Annotated in this window: 20 protein-coding genes; 17 read left to right on the top strand and 3 right to left on the bottom strand. The window is 62.5% G+C overall.

Annotation, left to right across the window (positions count from 1 at the left end):
• Positions 1-109 precede the first annotated feature (109 nt).
• From trpB to KUW18_RS10795, 17 genes are all read left to right on the top strand, one after another.
• On the top strand, positions 110-1,324 hold the full coding sequence (gene trpB, locus KUW18_RS10875; protein WP_206943225.1) for a tryptophan synthase subunit beta: 1,215 nt from the start codon (positions 110-112) through the stop codon (positions 1,322-1,324).
• 19 nt (positions 1,325-1,343) lie between these two features.
• Positions 1,344-2,147 carry a tryptophan synthase subunit alpha gene (trpA, locus tag KUW18_RS10870; protein WP_206943223.1) on the top strand — a complete coding sequence of 268 codons (804 nt, stop codon included), beginning with the start codon at positions 1,344-1,346 and terminating at the stop codon, positions 2,145-2,147.
• Positions 2,148-2,220: 73 nt separating this feature from the next.
• Entirely contained in the window at positions 2,221-3,255 is a 1,035-nt protein-coding gene (accD, locus tag KUW18_RS10865; RefSeq protein ID WP_224852069.1) for an acetyl-CoA carboxylase, carboxyltransferase subunit beta, read from the top strand.
• A 3-nt stretch (positions 3,256-3,258) separates the two neighbouring features.
• Positions 3,259-4,677 carry a bifunctional folylpolyglutamate synthase/dihydrofolate synthase gene (locus KUW18_RS10860; RefSeq protein ID WP_222163421.1) on the top strand — a complete coding sequence of 473 codons (1,419 nt, stop codon included), beginning with the start codon at positions 3,259-3,261 and terminating at the stop codon, positions 4,675-4,677.
• Entirely contained in the window at positions 4,674-5,369 is a 696-nt protein-coding gene (locus KUW18_RS10855) for an SPOR domain-containing protein (protein ID WP_222163419.1), read from the top strand. The genes KUW18_RS10860 and KUW18_RS10855 overlap by 4 nt, the downstream gene beginning before the upstream one ends.
• On the top strand, positions 5,369-6,031 hold the full coding sequence (locus KUW18_RS10850; protein WP_222163417.1) for a CvpA family protein: 663 nt from the start codon (positions 5,369-5,371) through the stop codon (positions 6,029-6,031). Before KUW18_RS10855 ends, KUW18_RS10850 begins: the two co-directional genes overlap by 1 nt.
• 70 nt (positions 6,032-6,101) lie before the next feature.
• A complete protein-coding gene (gene purF, locus KUW18_RS10845) occupies positions 6,102-7,619 on the top strand; it encodes an amidophosphoribosyltransferase (RefSeq protein ID WP_206943213.1) in 1,518 nt (505 codons plus the stop codon).
• A 78-nt stretch (positions 7,620-7,697) separates the two neighbouring features.
• Positions 7,698-8,888 carry an O-succinylhomoserine sulfhydrylase gene (locus tag KUW18_RS10840; RefSeq protein WP_222163415.1) on the top strand — a complete coding sequence of 397 codons (1,191 nt, stop codon included), beginning with the start codon at positions 7,698-7,700 and terminating at the stop codon, positions 8,886-8,888.
• 465 nt (positions 8,889-9,353) lie between these two features.
• Positions 9,354-9,935 (top strand): cytochrome b, encoded by a 582-nt coding sequence (locus KUW18_RS10835; RefSeq protein ID WP_222163414.1) that lies wholly within the window; start codon positions 9,354-9,356, stop codon positions 9,933-9,935.
• A 49-nt stretch (positions 9,936-9,984) separates the two neighbouring features.
• Positions 9,985-10,566, top strand: a complete 582-nt coding sequence (locus tag KUW18_RS10830; RefSeq protein WP_222239159.1) for a YceI family protein — start codon at positions 9,985-9,987, stop codon at positions 10,564-10,566.
• Between the two features lie 187 nt (positions 10,567-10,753).
• Positions 10,754-12,040, top strand: a complete 1,287-nt coding sequence (locus tag KUW18_RS10825) for an MATE family efflux transporter (protein WP_222163696.1) — start codon at positions 10,754-10,756, stop codon at positions 12,038-12,040.
• Positions 12,041-12,280: 240 nt separating this feature from the next.
• Positions 12,281-13,540: a D-amino acid dehydrogenase gene (locus KUW18_RS10820; RefSeq protein WP_222561406.1), complete on the top strand. Its 1,260-nt coding sequence runs from the start codon at positions 12,281-12,283 to the stop codon at positions 13,538-13,540.
• A gap of 596 nt (positions 13,541-14,136) precedes the next feature.
• A complete protein-coding gene (locus KUW18_RS10815) occupies positions 14,137-14,514 on the top strand; it encodes an SH3 domain-containing protein (protein ID WP_222561405.1) in 378 nt (125 codons plus the stop codon).
• Positions 14,511-14,915: a hypothetical protein gene (locus KUW18_RS10810; protein WP_222163409.1), complete on the top strand. Its 405-nt coding sequence runs from the start codon at positions 14,511-14,513 to the stop codon at positions 14,913-14,915. The genes KUW18_RS10815 and KUW18_RS10810 overlap by 4 nt, the downstream gene beginning before the upstream one ends.
• Before the next feature lie 160 nt (positions 14,916-15,075).
• On the top strand, positions 15,076-15,417 hold the full coding sequence (locus tag KUW18_RS10805; RefSeq protein WP_222561404.1) for a hypothetical protein: 342 nt from the start codon (positions 15,076-15,078) through the stop codon (positions 15,415-15,417).
• A 4-nt stretch (positions 15,418-15,421) separates the two neighbouring features.
• Entirely contained in the window at positions 15,422-15,940 is a 519-nt protein-coding gene (locus tag KUW18_RS10800; RefSeq protein ID WP_222561403.1) for a GNAT family N-acetyltransferase, read from the top strand.
• Entirely contained in the window at positions 15,937-16,275 is a 339-nt protein-coding gene (locus KUW18_RS10795) for an antibiotic biosynthesis monooxygenase family protein (RefSeq protein ID WP_222561402.1), read from the top strand. The genes KUW18_RS10800 and KUW18_RS10795 overlap by 4 nt, the downstream gene beginning before the upstream one ends.
• Before the next feature lie 104 nt (positions 16,276-16,379).
• Here the strand turns inward: KUW18_RS10795 and glp are convergent, their stop codons facing one another.
• The 3 genes from glp to KUW18_RS10780 all read right to left on the bottom strand — a co-directional run bounded on the left by glp (position 16,380) and on the right by KUW18_RS10780 (position 19,150).
• Positions 16,380-17,642: a gephyrin-like molybdotransferase Glp gene (gene glp / locus KUW18_RS10790; protein ID WP_222561401.1), complete on the bottom strand. Its 1,263-nt coding sequence runs from the start codon at positions 17,640-17,642 to the stop codon at positions 16,380-16,382.
• A 1-nt stretch (position 17,643) separates the two neighbouring features.
• A complete protein-coding gene (gene moaB, locus KUW18_RS10785; protein ID WP_222561400.1) occupies positions 17,644-18,225 on the bottom strand; it encodes a molybdenum cofactor biosynthesis protein B in 582 nt (193 codons plus the stop codon).
• 109 nt (positions 18,226-18,334) lie between these two features.
• On the bottom strand, positions 18,335-19,150 hold the full coding sequence (locus tag KUW18_RS10780; protein ID WP_206944739.1) for a peptidylprolyl isomerase: 816 nt from the start codon (positions 19,148-19,150) through the stop codon (positions 18,335-18,337).

Raw genomic sequence — 19,150 nt, 5'->3', positions numbered from 1 at the left:
GCGCTCAAGACGGGCGCTTGCTTGGGGCAACAGTCGTCGCCGAAGGGGCGGGGGCGTTGCTACATGCCAAAGACGCAGAGCCCAATAGACAACTCTGAAGGAGTCCGACATGAGCAAGTTCAGTGAGCTGTCCCGCTGGCCAGATGCCAGGGGCCATTACGGGGCCTACGGCGGGCGTTTCGTATCCGAGACCTTGAGCTTCGCCCTGGATGAGCTGGACCGCACCTATCAGAGCCTCAAGAACGACCCTGATTTTCAGGCTGAATTCGATCATGACCTCGCCCATTACGTGGGCCGGCCGTCGCCGCTGTATCACGCTCGGCGCTGGTCGCAGCAACTGGGTGGCGCACAGATCTGGTTGAAGCGTGAAGACTTGAACCACACCGGCGCCCATAAGGTGAACAACACCATCGGCCAGGCGCTGCTGGCCAAGAAGAGCGGCAAGCCACGGGTGATTGCCGAGACCGGGGCAGGCCAGCATGGCGTGGCGACCGCTACCGTGGCGGCGCGGCTTGGGCTGCGCTGTGATGTCTATATGGGTGAGGCTGATACGGAGCGGCAAAAGCTCAACGTCTATCGCATGCGTCTGCTGGGGGCCAACGTGATCCCGGTGACGTCGGGCACGCGCACGCTCAAGGACGCCATGAACGAAGCGTTGAGAGACTGGGTCACCAACGTCGACGATACCTTCTACATCATCGGCACCGTGGCAGGCCCTCACCCTTATCCGCAGCTGGTGCGCGACTTCAACGCCGTGGTCGGACGGGAAGCCAGGCAGCAGTCGCTGGACGAATTTGGCCGTCTGCCCGACGCCCTGGTGGCCTGTGTAGGCGGTGGCTCCAATGCGATGGGCCTGTTTTATCCCTTCGTCGAGGATGATGGCGTGCAGATGTACGGCGTCGAGGCGGGTGGCGATGGCCTGGACAGCGGCCGTCATGCGGCGCCCCTGGCATCCGGCGCCCCTCGCGGCGTACTCCACGGTAATCGTACCTACCTGATGTCCGATGAAGGAGGCCAGGTCAGCGACACGCATTCGATTTCGGCAGGGCTGGATTACCCCGGTGTCGGTCCCGAGCACGCACTGTGGAAGGACGTGGGCAGGGTCAACTATGTAGCCGCCAATGACGACGCGGTGCTCGAGGCCTTTCGTGAACTGACCCATGTGGAAGGCATCATGCCAGCGCTTGAGTCGGCCCACGCCCTGGCCCATGCCAAGGTGTTGGCGCCGACCATGTCACCCGACCAGAATATTGTGGTCAACCTGTCCGGACGCGGTGACAAGGATATCCTCACTGTCGCCAAGATCGACGGTATCGACCTTTAAGGAAGCACAAGGGGATCCCATGTCTCGAATCGAACAGCGGTTTCGTTCTCTCGCCGAGCAGGGCCGCAAGGCGCTGGTGCCCTATATTACCGGGGGCGACCCGGTGCCTGGCGTGACCGTGGACTATATGCACGCACTGGTGGAGTCGGGTGCCGATGTCATTGAGCTCGGCGTCCCATTCAGCGACCCCATGGCCGATGGTCCGGTGATTCAGAAGGCCTGTGAGCGGGCGTTGAAGCATGGTACCCGCCTGGTGGACCTGCTGGAGATGGTCGCTACCTTCCGCCAGCGTGACCAGGAGACGCCGGTGGTATTGATGGGGTATCTCAATCCTATCGAGCGCCTCGGGATCGAGCGCTTCGCACGGGAGGCACGTGCCGCCGGTGTCGATGGCGTATTGGTGGTCGACATGCCTCCGGAAGAGGCAGACGAGCTTGGCCCGCTGCTGGAAGCTGAGGATTTGTCGCCAATCTTTCTCGTCGCCCCTACCACTTCACCTGAGCGTGCCGCTACAATATGCGCCCACGCGCATGGGTATCTCTACTATGTGTCGCTCAAGGGAGTGACTGGTTCGGCGCGACTCAATGCTGACGACGTAGCAGCGCATCTGGCGCCCCTGCGGCAGCTGACCGATCTGCCGCTGTGCGTCGGCTTCGGCATTCGGGATGGGGCCTCTGCAGCAGAGGTGGCCAAGGTCGCCGATGGTGTGATCGTCGGCAGCGCCCTGGTATCGCGCATTGCTGAACACTGTGACGCTCCTCATGACGCCATCGCCGAGATTAAGGCGGTGATGACAGAGATACGCCATGCCCTGGACGCCTGACAGGCATCCAGGGTAGAGATTCGACCCTGTCGTCGGCCATGGCCGGCGGCCGTTGCAACGGAAGACTTCTGACATGAGCTGGCTAGACAAGATTGTGCCCTCGGTGGGCCGCATTCAGCGCAAGGATCGTCGGGCGAGCGTGCCGGATGGCTTGTGGCGCAAGTGCCCCAAGTGCGAGTCGGTACTGTACTTGCCCGAACTCGAAAAGCATCACAATGTGTGCCCGAAGTGTGACCATCATCTGCGCCTGACGGCACGCAAGCGCCTGGACTGGTTCCTCGACAAGGAAGGTCGCGAAGAGATTGCCGCTGACCTGGAGCCGGTAGATCGTCTCAAGTTTCGTGACTCCAAGAAGTACAAGGACCGCCTGGCGGCGGCCCAGAAGGATACCGGCGAAAATGACGCCCTGATCGCCATGCGCGGTTCGTTGGATGGCATCCCGGTGGTGGCGGTGGCCTTCGAGTTCACCTTCATGGGCGGGTCCATGGGCGCCGTGGTGGGTGAAAAGTTCGTGCGTGCCGCGACCATTGCCCTGGAACAGGGCCAGCCGCTGGTATGTTTTTCTGCCTCCGGCGGTGCGCGCATGCAGGAAGCGCTGTTCTCGTTGATGCAGATGGCCAAGACCTCTGCCGCTCTGGAGCGCCTGAAGCAGGCGGGTGTGCCTTACATTTCGGTGCTGACCGATCCGGTCTTCGGTGGCGTGTCTGCCTCCCTGGCCATGCTGGGCGACCTGAACGTGGCCGAGCCGAACGCGCTGATCGGCTTTGCCGGGCCCCGCGTTATCGAACAGACCGTGCGCGAAAAGCTGCCTGAAGGCTTCCAGCGCAGCGAGTTTCTGCTCGAGCACGGCACCGTCGACATGATTATCCATCGCCATGACATGCGGGCCCGTATCGGTGGAGTACTGCGCAAGCTGACCCATCAACCGGCGGCAGGCTTGCCGGATGAGGATGCGCCCGACCTGGTGGATGCCGCCGAGGCAGCCGAGCGCAACCTGGCCATGGCCGACGCGCCACAGCCAGAGGCTCTGCGTGCAGTGGACGATGAGGATGTCGGGTCTGCGTCGGAGGACAGCCACGCTGACCGTCCCCAGGACGCTCCGCGCTGATTCATGGACGAGCACGCCCTTCCCACCACTCTGGACGCTTGGCTGGCTCGGCTGGAAGCTGCCCACCCTGTGGGCATCGACCTCGGTCTCGAGCGCGTTGCCGCGGTCGCCGGCAGGCTTGGGCTGACCGCTGAGCCCATCGCCGAGGCTGTGATCACCGTGGCCGGCACCAACGGCAAGGGGTCCACCGTGGCCATGCTGGAAGCCTTGGGGCGGGCCCACGGGATGACGACGGCGGCGTACACCTCGCCGCATCTGGTGCGGTACAACGAGCGCCTGCGCCTCGACGGGCGTGAGGCCAGCGATGCGGTGTTGATGGAGGGTTTTGCTCGGGTTGAGCAGGCCCGTCTGTCGCCAACGCCGGTCAGCCTCACCTATTTTGAAGTGGGAACCCTGGCGGCGCTGTGGACCATCGCCCAAGCCAAGCCTCAGCTGGCCGTTCTTGAGGTGGGTCTGGGAGGGCGGCTGGATGCCGTCAATGTGGTCGACCCGGATGTGGCCGTGGTCACTACCGTGGCCCAGGACCATGCGGCGTTTCTCGGCAACGATATCACCGTGATTGGCCGCGAGAAGGCCGGCATCATGCGTTCCGGCAAGCCCGCCGTGCTCGGTAGTACCGCTCTACCCGACAGCGTGCCGGGGCATGCTGCCCGCATTGGTGCGACAGTCTTCGCCCTTGGCCAGGCGTTCCAACACGCCTCGTATCCGTCGACTCCCCAGTCGCCCTCTGGTTCAGTCACCCAGCAGGACAGCGGTGCCAGCTGGTCCTGGCAGGGCACTGCCTTGGACGGCGCGACGGTTCGCGTGGGAAATCTACCCGACCCGGGCTTGCCGCGGGATAATGCCGCCAGTGCGCTACAGGCGCTGTGGCTGGCCCGGGGCAGTCTGGAGGCATCGGCCTGCCAAGCCGCGTTTGCCCAGGTATCGCTACCGGGGCGCATGCAGTGGCAGGGTCGCTGGTGCCTGGATGTCGGCCACAACCCTCATGCCGCCGCCTACCTGGCCACTCGTCTCCACAGCCGTCGACACGCCTTAGGGGGTGACGAGCCAAGCGGGCGCCTGTGGTGCCTGATCGGTATGCTGGAGGACAAGGATGCCGATGGCGTCCTGGCTGAGCTGGCGCCGGTGGTCGACGGTTGGGTCCCGGTGACTCTCGAGGGGGCGCGAGGTCGCCCCAGCCAGGACCTGGCCGCGCGCATTGAACAGCTGGGAGGCGTCGTGATGCACCAGGCTGACACGCCTGACGCAGGGGCGGACTGGCTTGAATCGCGCTTCGGCGAAGCGGATGACGTTCTGGTCACCGGTTCCTTCTTCACCGTTGCTGCCATACTGGCGAGGTGGGAACGTCAGAGGGAATGTCAGGGGGAGCGTCAGAGCGACCGACAGACCGGAACCGGCAATGCCTGCGAGGGAGCGACATGAAATACGGAATGCGCGAGCGCGTTAGCGGAATCATCATCGTGGTGGCCTTGGGTGTCATCTTTATTCCCCTGTTGTTCGATGAGCCGGAGTCAGAGCAGCAGCGGCCCGAGCCGGTGCTGACCATCGACCCTCCAGTGGACGTAGAGCGCCGTGATGTGGCGGACCCCACGCCGCCCAGCACGCTGGGGGCCAACGAGTCAGCCTCATCGGGTGAGCAGCAGAACAGCGCCAATGCGTCCACCCAGTCACAGGTTGACCCGGGGCCCGCAGAGCAGGTGACTGCCGGCACCAACGCCGACGCCGATCGCCAGAATGGGGCAGGCCAGGGCGCTTCGTCCTCTGCTTCCACGTCGTCTTCCTCCACCGACTCGCCGCGTCAGGAACCTGCTGAAGACCCCATCGCTGCCTTGGCGCGCCAGGCGGATCAGCGAGAGGGTCGCGCCGCCACGTCCGCGGTGCAGGGCGGTGAATGGGCCGTTCAGGTGGGCAGTTTCGGTGAGTCCGCCAATGCTGATCGACTGATGAACAAGCTGCGCGATCAAGGTTATCCTGCCTACTCGCGTGCCCGCAGCAACTCGCTGACAACCGTCTACGTGGGGCCTTTTGCGGCCTCGGAAGATGCCGAGGGGGTCATGGGCGAGCTCAAGTCTCGTGAGAACCTTCAGGGCTTGCTGGTCAAGGTGGATAGCTGATGCTTGCGACCTGGGTGGACTGGGTATTTGTGGCGGCACTGGCCTTGGCAGTGGGCGCGGGCTTCGTGCGAGGCTTGGTCAGGGAAGCGCTTGGCCTGGCGAGCTGGATCGTGGCCCTGTTGGCGGCGCGGATGTTTTCCGAGCCCGTTGCCGATCTATTGGGCAAGTGGATAGAGAGCCCGGACGGCCGCCTGATCGTCGCCTTCGTGTTGATCATCATCGTTACCATCCTGGTCGGGGGTATTCTGATCCGCATGGTGCAGGCAGCGGTGGAGTGGGTCGGGGCGGGGTTTCTCAACCGACTCACCGGCGCAGTGTTTGGCGGGGTGAAGGCGACAGCCGTGCTGACCCTTGTGACGCTGCTGATCGGATTTACCCCGCTGGATCAATTGAAGGCCTGGCAAGACGCCAGCGTGCGCCCCCATTTCGAGCAATTGCGTGACTGGGGGCTGGGGCAGCTGAGTGACTTTGACGGGCGCTTGCCGGATTTCCCCGAGTCTCTGCGCGAGCTTCCGCAGCCAGACATGCAGACGCCGTCTCAAGGACAGTTTGAAGGGCACTCTCAAGGACAGTCCCCGGTACCATCTTCGCCGTCTTCGGGCGGTGAGGCAGAAGGACCTGCCATCGACGATGCGAGCAGAGCAAACGGTACGGCGCTCTGACTTCGGCAGTGACAGACGACTCTTGCGCTGGCCTTGCGGCCGGCGTTTCACGGCAAATGAGGTAAGTTGAATGTGCGGTATCGTCGGCCTGATGGCCAAGCAGGCGGTTAACCAGGCAATCTACGACGCTCTGACGGTGCTACAGCATCGCGGTCAGGACGCGGCGGGCATGATGACCTGGAACGAAGGCCGTTTCCTGCTGCGCAAGAGCAATGGTCTGGTTCGTGATGTGTTTCACACTCGCCACATGGCGCGGCTCAAGGGCAATCTGGGTATTGGCCATGTCCGTTACCCTACCGCCGGTTCTTCCAGCGAGGCCGAGTCCCAGCCGTTCTACGTCAACTCTCCTTACGGGCTGGCGCTCGCTCACAACGGTAATCTGACCAACTCCGAGCAGCTCAAGAAAGAGCTGTTCTCGTCGGACCTGCGCCATATCAACACCAGCTCCGATTCCGAGGTTCTGCTCAACGTGTTCGCCCATGAGCTGGGCAAGCAGGGGCCGCACCTGGAACCTGGCGATATCTTTGACGCGGTGCGTCGCGTGCATCGGCGTTGCCGCGGTGGTTATGCCGCGGTGGCGGTCATCAACGGCGTTGGCCTGGTAGCCTTCCGTGATCCTCAAGGTATTCGCCCCGTGGTATTTGGTACCCGTGACCAGGGTGACGGCCAGGAAGTCATGATTGCGTCCGAGTCTGTTGCGTTGGACGTGGGTGGCTTTGAGCTTGAGCGTGACCTGGCGCCGGGCGAGGCCATCTTCGTGGACATGGACGGCAACTATCACACCCAGCTGTGTGCGGACCGTCCGGTGCTGGCGCCTTGTATCTTCGAGCATGTGTATCTGGCTCGCCCCGACTCTCTGCTGGACGGTGCCTACGTCTATGGCACGCGCCTGCAGATGGGCCGTAAGCTGGCCGATCGCATCAAGAGCGAATGGCCAGAGCACGATATCGACGTGGTCATTCCGATTCCCGACACCTCCCGCACCTCGGCGCTGGAGATGGCACAGCATCTGGGCGTGACGTACCGGGAAGGGTTCATGAAGAACCGCTATATCGGTCGTACCTTCATCATGCCGGGGCAGACCCAGCGCAAGAAGTCCGTGCGTCAGAAGCTCAATGCCATCGATGTCGAGTTCAAGGGCAAGAACGTACTGCTGGTCGATGACTCCATCGTGCGCGGGACCACCTGCAAGCAGATCATTCAGATGGCCCGCGACGCCGGGGCCAACAAGGTCTACTTTGCCTCTGCCGCACCGCCCGTGCGTTATCCCAACGTGTACGGCATCGATATGCCGGCGGCCAACGAGCTGATTGCCCACGGGCGCAGCGAGGCCGAAGTGGGCGAGCTGATCGGTGCCGATCGCATCGTCTACCAGGATCTCGAGGACCTCAAGGCAGCCTGCCGTGAAGTCAATCCTGCTCTGGACGAGTTCGACTGCTCGGTGTTTGATGGCAAGTACATTACTGGAGACATCGACGAGGCGTACCTGGCCGAGTTGGAAGCGTCGCGTAATGACGGTGCCAAGCAGGAACAAAGTGCCGGAGATCACGCACTGGTCGGCATGCACAATCAGGACGATATAGACTGATAGCCAGCGCAGCGGGCCGGGTCGATTCCTGACCAGGCCCGGTGTCGGGGTCGTCGGCCGTCAGTCAGGGAGAGCAAGATGCAGGATTCGACGCAGGATACGTGGAACATCGACACCCTGGCGATTCGCTCAGGGCACGATCGCACCCACGAGCAGGAGCACGGTGAGCCGATTTTCACCACCTCGAGCTTTGTCTACGGCAGTGCAGCCGAAGCGGCGCGCAAGTTTGGTGGTGAGGAGCCGGGGAATATCTACTCGCGCTTCACCAACCCCACGGTGCGCACCTTCGAGCGCCGCCTGGCCGCGATGGAAGGCGGCGAGCGCTGTGTCGCGACCAGTTCTGGCATGGCAGCCATTCTGTCCACGGCGCTGGCATTGCTGTCCTCAGGCGATGAGATCGTGGCCTCACGCTCCTTGTTCGGGTCGACGGTCAGTCTGTTCGACAAGTATCTGGGCAAGTTCGGCATCAAGACCCGCTACGTCGAGCTGTCGGATCTGGCAGCCTGGGAAGCGGCCATCACGCCGGCGACTCGCCTGCTGTTTGCCGAGACACCGTCAAACCCTCTCTCCGAGGTGGCGGACATTCGTGCACTGGCAGACCTGGCCCATCGTCACGATGCATTGCTGGCCATCGATAACTGCTTCCTGACCCCTGCGCTGCAGCGTCCACTCGCACTAGGTGCGGACTTGGTGGTGCATTCTGCTACCAAGTACCTGGACGGTCAGGGGCGAGCGATTGGTGGGGCTGTGGTGGGCCGTGACAAGGAGCTCGAGGAAGTCTTTGGCGTGGTCAGGACCTGTGGGCCGTGCCTTAGCCCCTTCAATGCCTGGATCTTTACCAAGGGCCTTGAGACCTTGAGTCTTCGCATGCAGGCCCACGCCGCTTCTGCGCTGGCGCTGGCACAGTGGCTCGAAGCCCACCCTGCAGTGGAGCGCGTGCACTACAGTGGATTGGAAAGCCATCCCCAGCATGAGGTCGCGCGTGAGCAGCAGCAGGGCTTTGGCGCGGTGCTTGGGGTCGAGGTGAAAGGGGGCCGCGAGCAGGCCTGGTCAGTGATCGATGCGACCCGCATGCTATCGATCACCGGCAACCTTGGCGATGCCAAGACCACCATCACTCACCCGGCCACCACCACGCATGGGCGGTTGTCCGATGAGCAGAAAGCCATCGCCGGGATTTCCGAGAATCTGATTCGTATTGCGGTCGGGCTCGAACATCTTGACGATATCAAGGCTGATCTGGCTCGCGGCCTGGACGCGCTTCGCTGATCGTTTTCCCTCTTGCGGGGGCCGCCTGGCCCCTGCAAGAGCAGATCCACTTCCGTCTCATGGACCGCTGATGCTTCCTTCCTGTCTGCGTCATCGTCCGTATCTTTCCAATGCTATTCGTTGAGCGGTATTCACTGCTCTGCCGTCCTTGTCCAGCCGTACTCTATCTAGCGTCGTTCTATCCAGACGAACCTAATATCGCCGTCTGGCACTCCGTCCTTACCATCTCTGGCTCCAACGTCGGAGCTGGGGCCTGGTCTGACAGCCATCGGGAGAGCCGATGGTGCTCGCGGCGTTTCTGTGTAGCTGTCCGATCTTTGCGCAAGCGATAACGCCGACGCAGCGTGAGGGCTCAGCCCCACGACAGACTCAGTTTTATTGAACCAATCATTCGGAATTTTTCCACGGATTGGCGCCTCAACATGAGTTAAGCTCGATTTCATCGATGAATCAGAGGACGCCGTCATGTGGCGCAATTCACCAAGGGGCTGGGGGCTTCTCGCCATTGTGTTGCACTGGAGCAGTGCAGTAGCCATCGTCGGGCTGTTCGCCCTGGGCTGGTGGATGACGGGGCTCGACTACTACAGTGAGTGGTATCACCTGGCACCTTGGTGGCACCGCGGCATCGGCGTTCTGGTCATGCTGATGATTCTGGGCAGGATAGCCTGGCGCCTGGCACAGCCGACGCCTGCCGCCCACGGGTCGCGGCTGGAACGTCAGGCGGCCTCCTGGGGGCATCTGGCGCTTTATGTACTGATGTTGGCGGTGCTGATCAGCGGGTACTTGATCTCTACCGCGGATGGCAAGGGCATCGAGGTGCTCGGCATGTTCACGCTTCCCGCGGTGATCAGTGACCTGCCTGAGCAGGCGTCACGGGCAGGGGTGGTGCACTGGTACAGCGCTGTGGTGCTGATCATTCTGTCGGCAGGACATGCACTGGCGGCCTTCAAGCACCACTATGTCGACCGTCAGGACACATTGCGGCGTATGCTCGATCCTCGGCTGTCACAGCAAGGACGACATGCGGCCGAATCGAAAGGTCGTTGAACGCGTTACGTCACTCACGCACGACTGACGTCATCACAAGGAGAAAGACATGCTCAAGAAGACCGCTATTGCCGCCCTGGCCGCTGGCTCTCTATTGCCCCTGGCGCAAGCTCAGGCCGCTGATTACGCCATTGATTCGGAGGGGCAGCACGCCTTTATCCAGTTCAAGATCAGCCACCTCGGCTACTCCTACATTCTCGGCAGCTTCGAGTCGTTTGACGGCACCTTCAGCTACGATGGTGAAGACACTGCCAGCGCCTCGGCGCAGCTCGAGGTCGACGTGACCAGCCTGACGACCAATCACGCTGAACGCGATAAGCATATCCTGAGCGGCGACTTCCTCAACGCCGACGAGTATCCGACGGCCACCTTCACCTCAACCGGGTTTGAGTCCACCGGCGATGGAGAAGGCGTGTTGACCGGCGACCTGACCCTGCATGGCGTGACCAATACCATCGAAATGCCGGTGACCTTGCTGGGCGAGGGCGAAGATCCCTGGGGTGGCTACCGCGCAGGTTTCGAGGGCTCGACCGAGCTCGCGCTGGGCGACTACGACATCGACATGAGCAAGTTCCCCGAAGCGATGCGCAGCCTTGAGCTTTACGTGACGTTCGAAGGCATTCGCCAGTAACACGCGGCGTCACGCAGGCTGTACGACGACCCCGGGCCCAGGCCCGGGGTCTGTGGTTGCGGGATAGGGTGAGCGCGCTGCGGCGTTGCTATACCATACGCGGCCAGACCTACCAATCGGAGATACCGTGCACCTAAGTTCCGACTCCAGCGCCTTAGGGCCAACCCTGTGGCGCAAGACCTGGCCGATGGCGATCGGGGTGCTATCGCTGCTCGGCTTTCAACTCGTCGACTCTGCATTTGTGGCGCGCCTGGGGACAGCTCCCCTGGCGGCGCAGTCCTATACCTTTCCCCTGTCGTTTCTGGTGATTGGTGTCCAGGTTGGCATGGGGATCGCCATTGCCGCCCTGATATCGCGCGCGCTGGGGGCGGGCGAGGCGGTGAGAGCACAGCGCCTGGGAAGCCTGTCGCTGATGATGGGTACGCTCGCCATCGGGGCGTTGGCGCTGCTGCTGTGGGTCCTGCAGACCCCGATCTTCAGTGCCCTGGGGGCTGACAGCGATGCGCGAGCGCTGATTCGTGCCTACTGGGCGCCACAGCTGATCGCGGCCTGGCTAGGCGCCCTGGTGTACTTTGGCTATAGCCTGTTTCGTGCCCACGGCAATACCAGCCTGCCTGGCAGCATGATGGTCCTGACCAGCCTGGTGAACCTCGCCCTCGACCCTGTGCTGATCTTTGGTATCGGTGACTGGCAGGGGCTGGGGCTGCCCGGCGCTGCCTGGGCAACGGTACTGGCCTTCGGCAGCGGCCTTGGCGTCTTGGCCTGGCAGCTGAAGGGGCGCGAGTGGCTCGCGTTAAAAGGCCTCGGCGAGGAGTGGCGAAGCTCTGGCAAGGCCTTTGCCAGTGTTGCCTGTCCCGCCATGATCAGCCAGCTAATGCCGCCGCTCGCGGCCATGCTCGCGATTTCGACCGTGTCGGGGCTGGGTGATGCGGCAGTGGCGGCCTGGGGCTTGGCCAGCCGCCTGGAAACCGTGTCGCTGATGGTGGTGCTGGCGCTGACCATGTCGCTGCCACCTTGGCTCGGACGCTGTTATGGGGCGGGGGACTGGTCTCAAGTTCACCGTCTGATGCGGCTGGCATTGAAGGTAGTCGTGGGGTGGCAACTGGCCCTTGGTATCGTCCTGGCGTTGGCCGCGCCATGGTTGGCCGGCATGCTGGCCGGGACGGAGGATGTCAGCCAATCACTGGCGACCTTGATGCATTTCATGCCACCCAGCTACGCCGCCTTGGGAGTCTGCATGCTGGTAGTGTCCGCCGGTAATGCGCTTGGCTGGCCGATGCGGGCGATGCTGCTGTCCGCGGCCAGGCTGTTTGTGTGCTATCTACCCTGTCTGTGGCTCGGGGTGATCCTGATAGGCGGGGTCAGCGGTCTCGGCATGGGAGCCGCGCTGGGTAACCTGCTGGCGGGCCTTGCCGCTTACCTGCTGTTGCGCCGCACCCTGTCGCGACCCAAGCGCTGCGGCACTGCGGTTTGAAGGGGTAGTGGATATTGCTTTTTTTGTGTCGTTAAGCGATTAATGCTTCTACTTAGTGGGTAAAAAACGTTCTCCCATCTCGTGCATATGGGCAAAAAAAGAATAAAACACTGGTTTAGCCCCTCTATACTCGCGTCATGTCGAGCCGCAGCCCGTAGCTGCGGCTCATTGCATCAACGGCTGGCATGACAGCGCCCCTGACGGGCGTGGCACCAACAATGAGAATAGAGGAGCGGCGACATGAAGGTATTGGTTCTGGGCGCAGGTGTGGTGGGTGTAACAACGGCCTACTATCTGGCACGTCAGGGTCATGAGGTCCGGGTCGTGGACCGCCAGCCTTCCGTTGCCATGGAGACCAGCTATGGCAATGCGGGCCAGGTGTCCTTCGGCTTCTCTTCTCCCTGGGCAGCGCCGGGCATTCCACAGAAGGCCGTGAAGTGGATGTTTCAGGAGCACGCTCCGCTCAAGATCCAGCCCAAGATGGACCCGACCATGGGTCGCTTCATGATGCAGATGCTCAGCAACTGCAACCCCGAGCGCTACGCCATCAACAAGGAGCGCATGGTACGCGTCGCCGAACACAGCCGTGCCTGCATCAATGCCCTGCGTGATGAGACTGGCCTTCGTTATGAAGACCGCCAGAAGGGGCTGCTGCAGCTGTTCCGCAGCGAAAAGCAGGTCGAGGCCGTCGGCAAGGACATGAAGGTACTCGAGCAGTGCGGTGTGCGTCATGAGTTGCTGGATGCCAGTCGCATCGCTGACGTCGAGCCGGCGCTGGCGCGGGTGCCCGGCAAGTTCGTGGGTGGTCTTCACCTGCCCGATGACCAGACCGGTGATTGTCACCTGTTCACCAATCGTCTGGCGGACTACTGCCGCGAGAAGCTGGGCGTCGAGTTCCTGTTCAACACCACCATTGAGCGGCTGACTCGCGTGTCTGGCAAGGTCGAGGCAGTGCACACCAGTGCCGGAGAGTTGACCGCAGATGCCTACGTCATGGCGTTGGGTAGCTACTCGCCGTTCCTGGCGCGGGACTTGGACATCCGCCTGCCCATCTATCCGGTCAAGGGCTACAGCCTGACCTTGCCAGTGCTCGATGATGGCGGTGCGCCCCAGTCCACGGTGATGGATGAGACCTTCAAGGTAGCCATTTCGCGCTTCGACAACCGTATTCGCGTTGGCGGCACCGCGGAGCTTGCCTCCTACGACCTCAGCCTGGCGGAAAAGCGTCGTGCGACGATCTCCATGGTGGTGCGCGACGTGTTCCCGGAAGGTGGTGATCTGGCCAAGGCCGAATTCTGGACGGGACTGCGTCCCATGACCCCGGACTCCACTCCGATCATCGGTGCCACCAAGTACGACAACCTGTGGCTCAATACTGGCCACGGCACCCTGGGCTGGACCATGAGTTGCGGCAGCGCTCAGCTGTTGTCTGACCTGATCGACGGTCGTGCACCCGCCATCGACCCCAACGGGCTGGCCGTGTCTCGCTACGCGGCGTGAAGCGACAACCCGCAGAGGAAAGCCAAGGCAAAGCGATAGGGTGAAAACCCAACCGATAGACCGCCAGGGCAGGCTGGTGGCGTAACACGCTACCAGGCACAACGCCAACACCACGACACCCCGACGGGCAACGCCCGCCGGGGTGTCGTAGTTTATGGGGGAAAAAAGGCCAGGGATTGTTACCCGCTGTCGTCAGGGCAAAGAAGTGGGTCTATGCTGAAAAAGCCAAGTTTACTTAGGGGGAAGAGGCCTTTGGGCGGGTGGTCAATCCGGCGATAACAGCAAGAAGAACTTGGTAGAAAGTTATTTTGAGGCAACCGGTGGGGTGATGATCCTCGGCGCTGGTGTTTGCTTTAGCACGGTGACGATGCTGCCGTTTTCGGCACTGGCACGGTGGGGCGTTTACTGCTGAGCGCGGGTAAGCTGAGGGCGTTGGCCCCTTGACGATCATCGCCTGCCTGCAATGTTTCTCGAGACAGCCGTGGCAGAGGAGCTGAGGCGCTGAGCAGGAAAGGTGGAAAGGAGCTGAGGTTGAGAGAAGAGAGAAGAGAGAAGAGAGAAGAGAGAAGAGAGAAGAGAGAAGAAGAGGAGGGAAGATGACGATGAAGGTGGTCGTGATCTGGGCCCACATCTCTGAATACCCGGACCCCATTACCTTCAAGAGCGGCGATGAGGTGCATCTGGGTGACGAGGATCTGGAATATCCGGGCTGGGTGAGAACCACCACCCGGGACGGCAAGGTCGGTTGGGCGCCTCTTGCCTATCTCGAGGCGACAGACGACCCGCAAAGGGGGATCGCCACACGGGACTATGACGCCACGGAATTGAATACCCAGGTGGGTGAGCGCCTGCACGTGCTGGATCAGCTGATGGGATGGGGCCGTGTCGAGAATGCGTTGGGGCAGGTGGGATGGGTTCCTCTGAGCACGGTGGAGGGCTTGATGGACACTGATAGCGGAGATGCAGGGAAATGACGCCCGTGGTGCAGGAAGAAATCTCCGGTTGTGGCATCGCCGCTTGCGCCACCCTTGCCGGTATCGACTACGCCCAGGCGAAGGTTGAGGCGAACGCGCTGGGGATCTTCGCCGAGGATCCCACGCTGTGGTCCGGCACGGATCATGTTCGGCGCCTGCTTAAGGCATTGGGTGTTGAAGCAGCAGCCGGGGAAGCGGCGTTCAGCGGTTGGGACCAGCTTCCCGACAGGGCCCTGCTGGCGATCAAGTGGCGCCTGGAGAGAGGCACGCCATTCTGGCATTGGGTGGTGTTTTACCGGCGGGACGGGAGTGCTGTCGTGCTGGACTCGAAGAAGTCACTGAAAAACAACGTCCGCAGAGACTTTGGGCGAATAAAGCCAAAGTGGTACATCGAGCTATGAGGCTGTTAGCCAACGCTATCGAACGATGGCGTCGGTACACGATGCTGATGAGCCATGGTGTGATGGTTGGGTGAGTCATAGCAGTGCGAGGGTCAGCGCTATGGGGTAAAGCGCTGCGAGGTAAAGCTCTGCAAGCTAAAGTACCGCGAGGTGACGTCATGTGAAGGGGTTTCTCGTTGTTGTTGTGCTGGTTGTCGGGCTTGTCAGTGTGTTTTTTGGCATCGGAAAGAGTATCAACTCGACGACAACGCTGCGTCTTTTCGAGCTCGTCACGCCCTATAAAACACAGACCATCCTCTATCGGCATGTCGATACTCCGGACCTCGTGATCGAATTGCAGATGAAAGATATTGGGGCGAGGGGGTACTTGAGGCGCACCGTGAGAGTGGCGCCAGGTCTGCTCTGGGACAGCGTCGAGGAAGTCGATCTGCAGAGCATCGATAGCAATGAATGGCGTCGCGTCGATGAGTACGTCAATGAGCATGGCTTGAAGGGAGGTTAGCCATATGGACGTTGTCGTCAGGCGGGCAGAGCCCGAAGATGCGGAAGGCCTCAGGAGCCTCTATGAACGAGCCCCTGTCTTTGCCGACACCTTGCAACTGCCATTTCCCAGCACCCGTCTGTGGAAGGAACGCCTGGCGTCGTTCGATGAGCACTTCCACTTCCTTGTGGCGACGCTCAACGATGAGCTTGTCGGTAGCCTGGGGCTCGAGCAGTGTCGTTCTCCGCGAAGACGTCACGTGGCGACCTTCGGCATGGGGGTGAGAGATGATGTCCAGGGACAGGGGGTGGGCCGCGCGCTGATGGCCAGCATGCTGGATCTATGCGACAACTGGCTGGCAGTGACACGCATCGAGCTCACGGTCTACGTCGACAATGCGCGAGCGGTTGCGCTGTACCATGGATTCGGCTTTGACATCGAGGGCGAGTCGCGACATTTTGCCTTCAGAAACGGGACCTACGTCAGCGCCTACTCCATGGCCCGAGTGAACGATCAGACAGCCCAAGGAGACCTTCCCCGGTGAGCCTTTTTGCCGCTACCCCCACGCCACCCTACTATGCGGTCGTCTTCACGTCCTTACGCACTGCCGGCGATCACGGCTACGCCGACATGGCGGACAAGATGGTCGAACTGGCTGCGCAGCAGCCGGGTTTTCTTGGCATCGAATCGGCCCGTGAGGACGGCGAAAATGGCCTCGGCATCACCGTATCCTACTGGGCCGACCTGGTGTCCATCCGCGCCTGGAAGGCCCAGCTCGACCATCGTCAAGCTCAGGCCATGGGGCGCGAGCGCTGGTATGCCAGCTACAGGGTCCGAGTCTCCCTGGTGGAGCGGGAATATGGTTTGTCACACCACTAGGTGCAGGCGCCGACGCAGGCGCTAGCACGCTGTCGGGCGCTGACAGTGAGAGGCCACGGTCCATACTCGGCCCCTGTGCTGGCAGCGTCGCTGCGGTGTCAGCATCAACGGGCGAACTGACTCAGGGGCAGGTAGTCCAGGCGTTGACCGGGCACCACCTGAAGGCCTGGTGGTACCACCAGATAGCCGTCGGCGTGGGCGGCACATTTCAGCATATTGGAGCCTTGGGCGCCGGCGATGCGTGCCACCGGGGCCACATCGCTGTGGTCGAGATATACCCTCAGCAATTGGTGGCGTGCTGGATTGGCGCGGAAGGTAAACCCTGCATGGACGGGAAAGCGGGCGAGGGGCGCCAGGTTGCGCCCTTGCAGCCGCTGCAATAGCGGAAGCCCCAGCAGGTGCCATGACACCAGCGCTGCGGTGGGGTTGCCGGGCAGTCCCAGCAATGGGGTGCCGCTAGCCTGGGATTCGCCGATGTAGCCCAGGGTGAAGGGCTTGCCCGGCTTCATCGCCACGCCACTGAGGCTGATGCCGCCAAGTTGCTCCAGGCAGGGCCTGACATGGTCTTCCTCACCCACGGATACGCCACCGGAGCAGACGATCAGGTCTGCCTGGCGGGAGGCATAGCGCAGGGCGTTCTCGAGGTCCTGACGGGTGTCTTCGATGTTACCAAGATCTACCAGTTCGACATGCTGGTCCTGGGCGAGGGCATGCAGCATCTCGGCATTGGAGTTATAGATCTGCCCGGGCGACAGCGCCTGCCCCGGGTTGACCAGCTCGGTACCGGTGCTGATGATCGCCACACGCAGGCGCGGTCGGCAGGGCACATCGGTCAAGCCCTGCGCGGCCAGCAAGGCCAGGCGAATGCCGTCCAGACGCTCACCGGCGTCCAGCAGTAGTGCGCCCTCGCGTAGCTCTTCGCCGCGACGGCGAATGTGCTGGCCTTGGCGCAGGTCCTTGGGAAAGTAGATCTGCCCCTTGTCGTCCAGTCGCACGTGTTCCTGGGGGACCACCACGTCGGCGCCATGGGGAATGGGAGCCCCGGTGAAAATCCGAGCGCAGCCGCCGAAGGGCAATGGTTCAGGCATGCTTCCGGCGGGCACTCGCAGCAGTACCGGTAGCCCCACATGGTCCTTGAGGTCGGCCAGGCGCAGCGCGTAACCGTCCATGGCGCTGTTATCGACGTTGGGTACGTCCATGCGGGCATGCAGGGACGTCGCCAGCACACGGCCTCGCGCGTGATGGCTGCGCACGCATTCTGTTCCCGTCACCGGGGTGGCCAGCGCAGTGACCTGATCCCGGGCCTGCCACAGGTCGATGAGTGGGCGCGATTCCTTGGGAGTGTCGCAGCTGCAGGTGTCGCTCATATCAGACCTCTTCCAGACGGTGGTCCATCGCCTGCGAGGACTGGCGGCTGGCGCAGCGCTGGGGGTCGTTGACGACCATGGCCACAAAGTTGCAGGGACGCGTGCGGGCATCGAGCTGGGCCGCCAGTATCTCATCCCAGGCCATGGCGCAGGCCTTGGGGGAACCGGGCATGGCGAAGACCAGGGTACGGTCGATGATGCCGGCGATGGCACGGGACTGTATCGTCGAGGTACCAATACTCTCGAACGAGCGCTGGCGGAACAGCTCGCCGTAGCCTTCGACGACCTTATCGAACAGCACCGTCAGTGCCTCCGGGGTATTGTCCCGTGCGGTAAAGCCGGTGCCGCCGTTGACCAGCACCACCTGGATGTCTTCGCGCAGGACCCAGGCGCTGACCTGGGCGCGGATGCGGTAGATGTCGTCCGGGACCAGCGCCCGTTCGGTGAGGCGATGGCCGTGGTGGGCAAGACGTTCAGCCAGCAAGTCGCCGCTGTCGTCCTCCGACAGGCCCCGACTATCCGACACGGTCAGCAGGGCAATATCCAGAGGAATGAAGACGGCGCTCGTTGACGTATGTGACATGCAAGGCCTCCGTGAAGCATGCAAAGGGTACGGGTGCGCATCCGTCCGGGAGCACGGTGCTTCGAGTTCAGCGCTTCGAGTTCAGCGCTGCGAGTTAGACGCTTTGAATTCAGCGCATCAGCGGTCCGTCGGCGTCCTCGTCGGCGAGGGTGAAGCCTTCCACGCCAATCTCGCTTTCCAGGGCCAGCAGGTAGTGGCGCAGGGCCACTCGAGTGGCCTGCTCGGTCAGTTCATGCTGAACGCTTTCCTTCACCTCGGCGTAGGGCAGTGGCTGACGATCGAGGCGGGCATCGACCCACACCACATGCCAGCCATAGCGTGAGGGCAGCGCGCGGTCATGCAGTCCCTCCGGCAAGGTGTCCAGGGCGCGATCCAACTCGCTGACGGTTTGACCCCGCGCCACCCAGCCGAGGCTGCCGCCCTGGTCCTTGGACGGGCATTGAGAATGCCGCTGGGCCAGTTCGGTGAAGCGCTCAGGGCGCTGGCGAAGGGTCTTGATCAGGGTTTCCGCCTGGGCCAGCTGGGCGTCCCTGGCCGCTACGTCATCCGGGGCGGCCGCCAGCAGGATGTGCCTGACCTTGTAGCGAGCGGGCTCGCAGAAGCGCTCAGGGTGAGCGGCGTGGTAGCGCAGGCAGGCGTCGTCATCGGGTGCCGGAATCTGCAATTCCTGCTCCAGCATGACGGCAATGGCGCGCTCGTCGGGTTCATGCAGGGTGCCCGTCTCGATCCCCAGAATCTCGGCGCGCTGTCGCAGCAGGGCCTGGATGACCAGGGCGCGGGCCGCCGCCTTGGCGGCGGCCTCGCGATCCGATGACGGATGAAACTGCATTTCCCCGGCAATATCTGCCTCATCGATGACGGCGCCGCCAACGCGGATGCTCAGGCGAGGTGTGGCCGGCAAGGTTTCCAAGGGAATGGTTTTCAT

This window comes from Halomonas sp. DP5Y7-2 (genome assembly GCF_019802025.1).
Classification (GTDB): domain Bacteria; phylum Pseudomonadota; class Gammaproteobacteria; order Pseudomonadales; family Halomonadaceae; genus Halomonas; species Halomonas litopenaei_A.
Note: the sequence above shows the minus strand (reverse complement) of the source record. Positions and strands in the feature narration are given on the sequence as shown.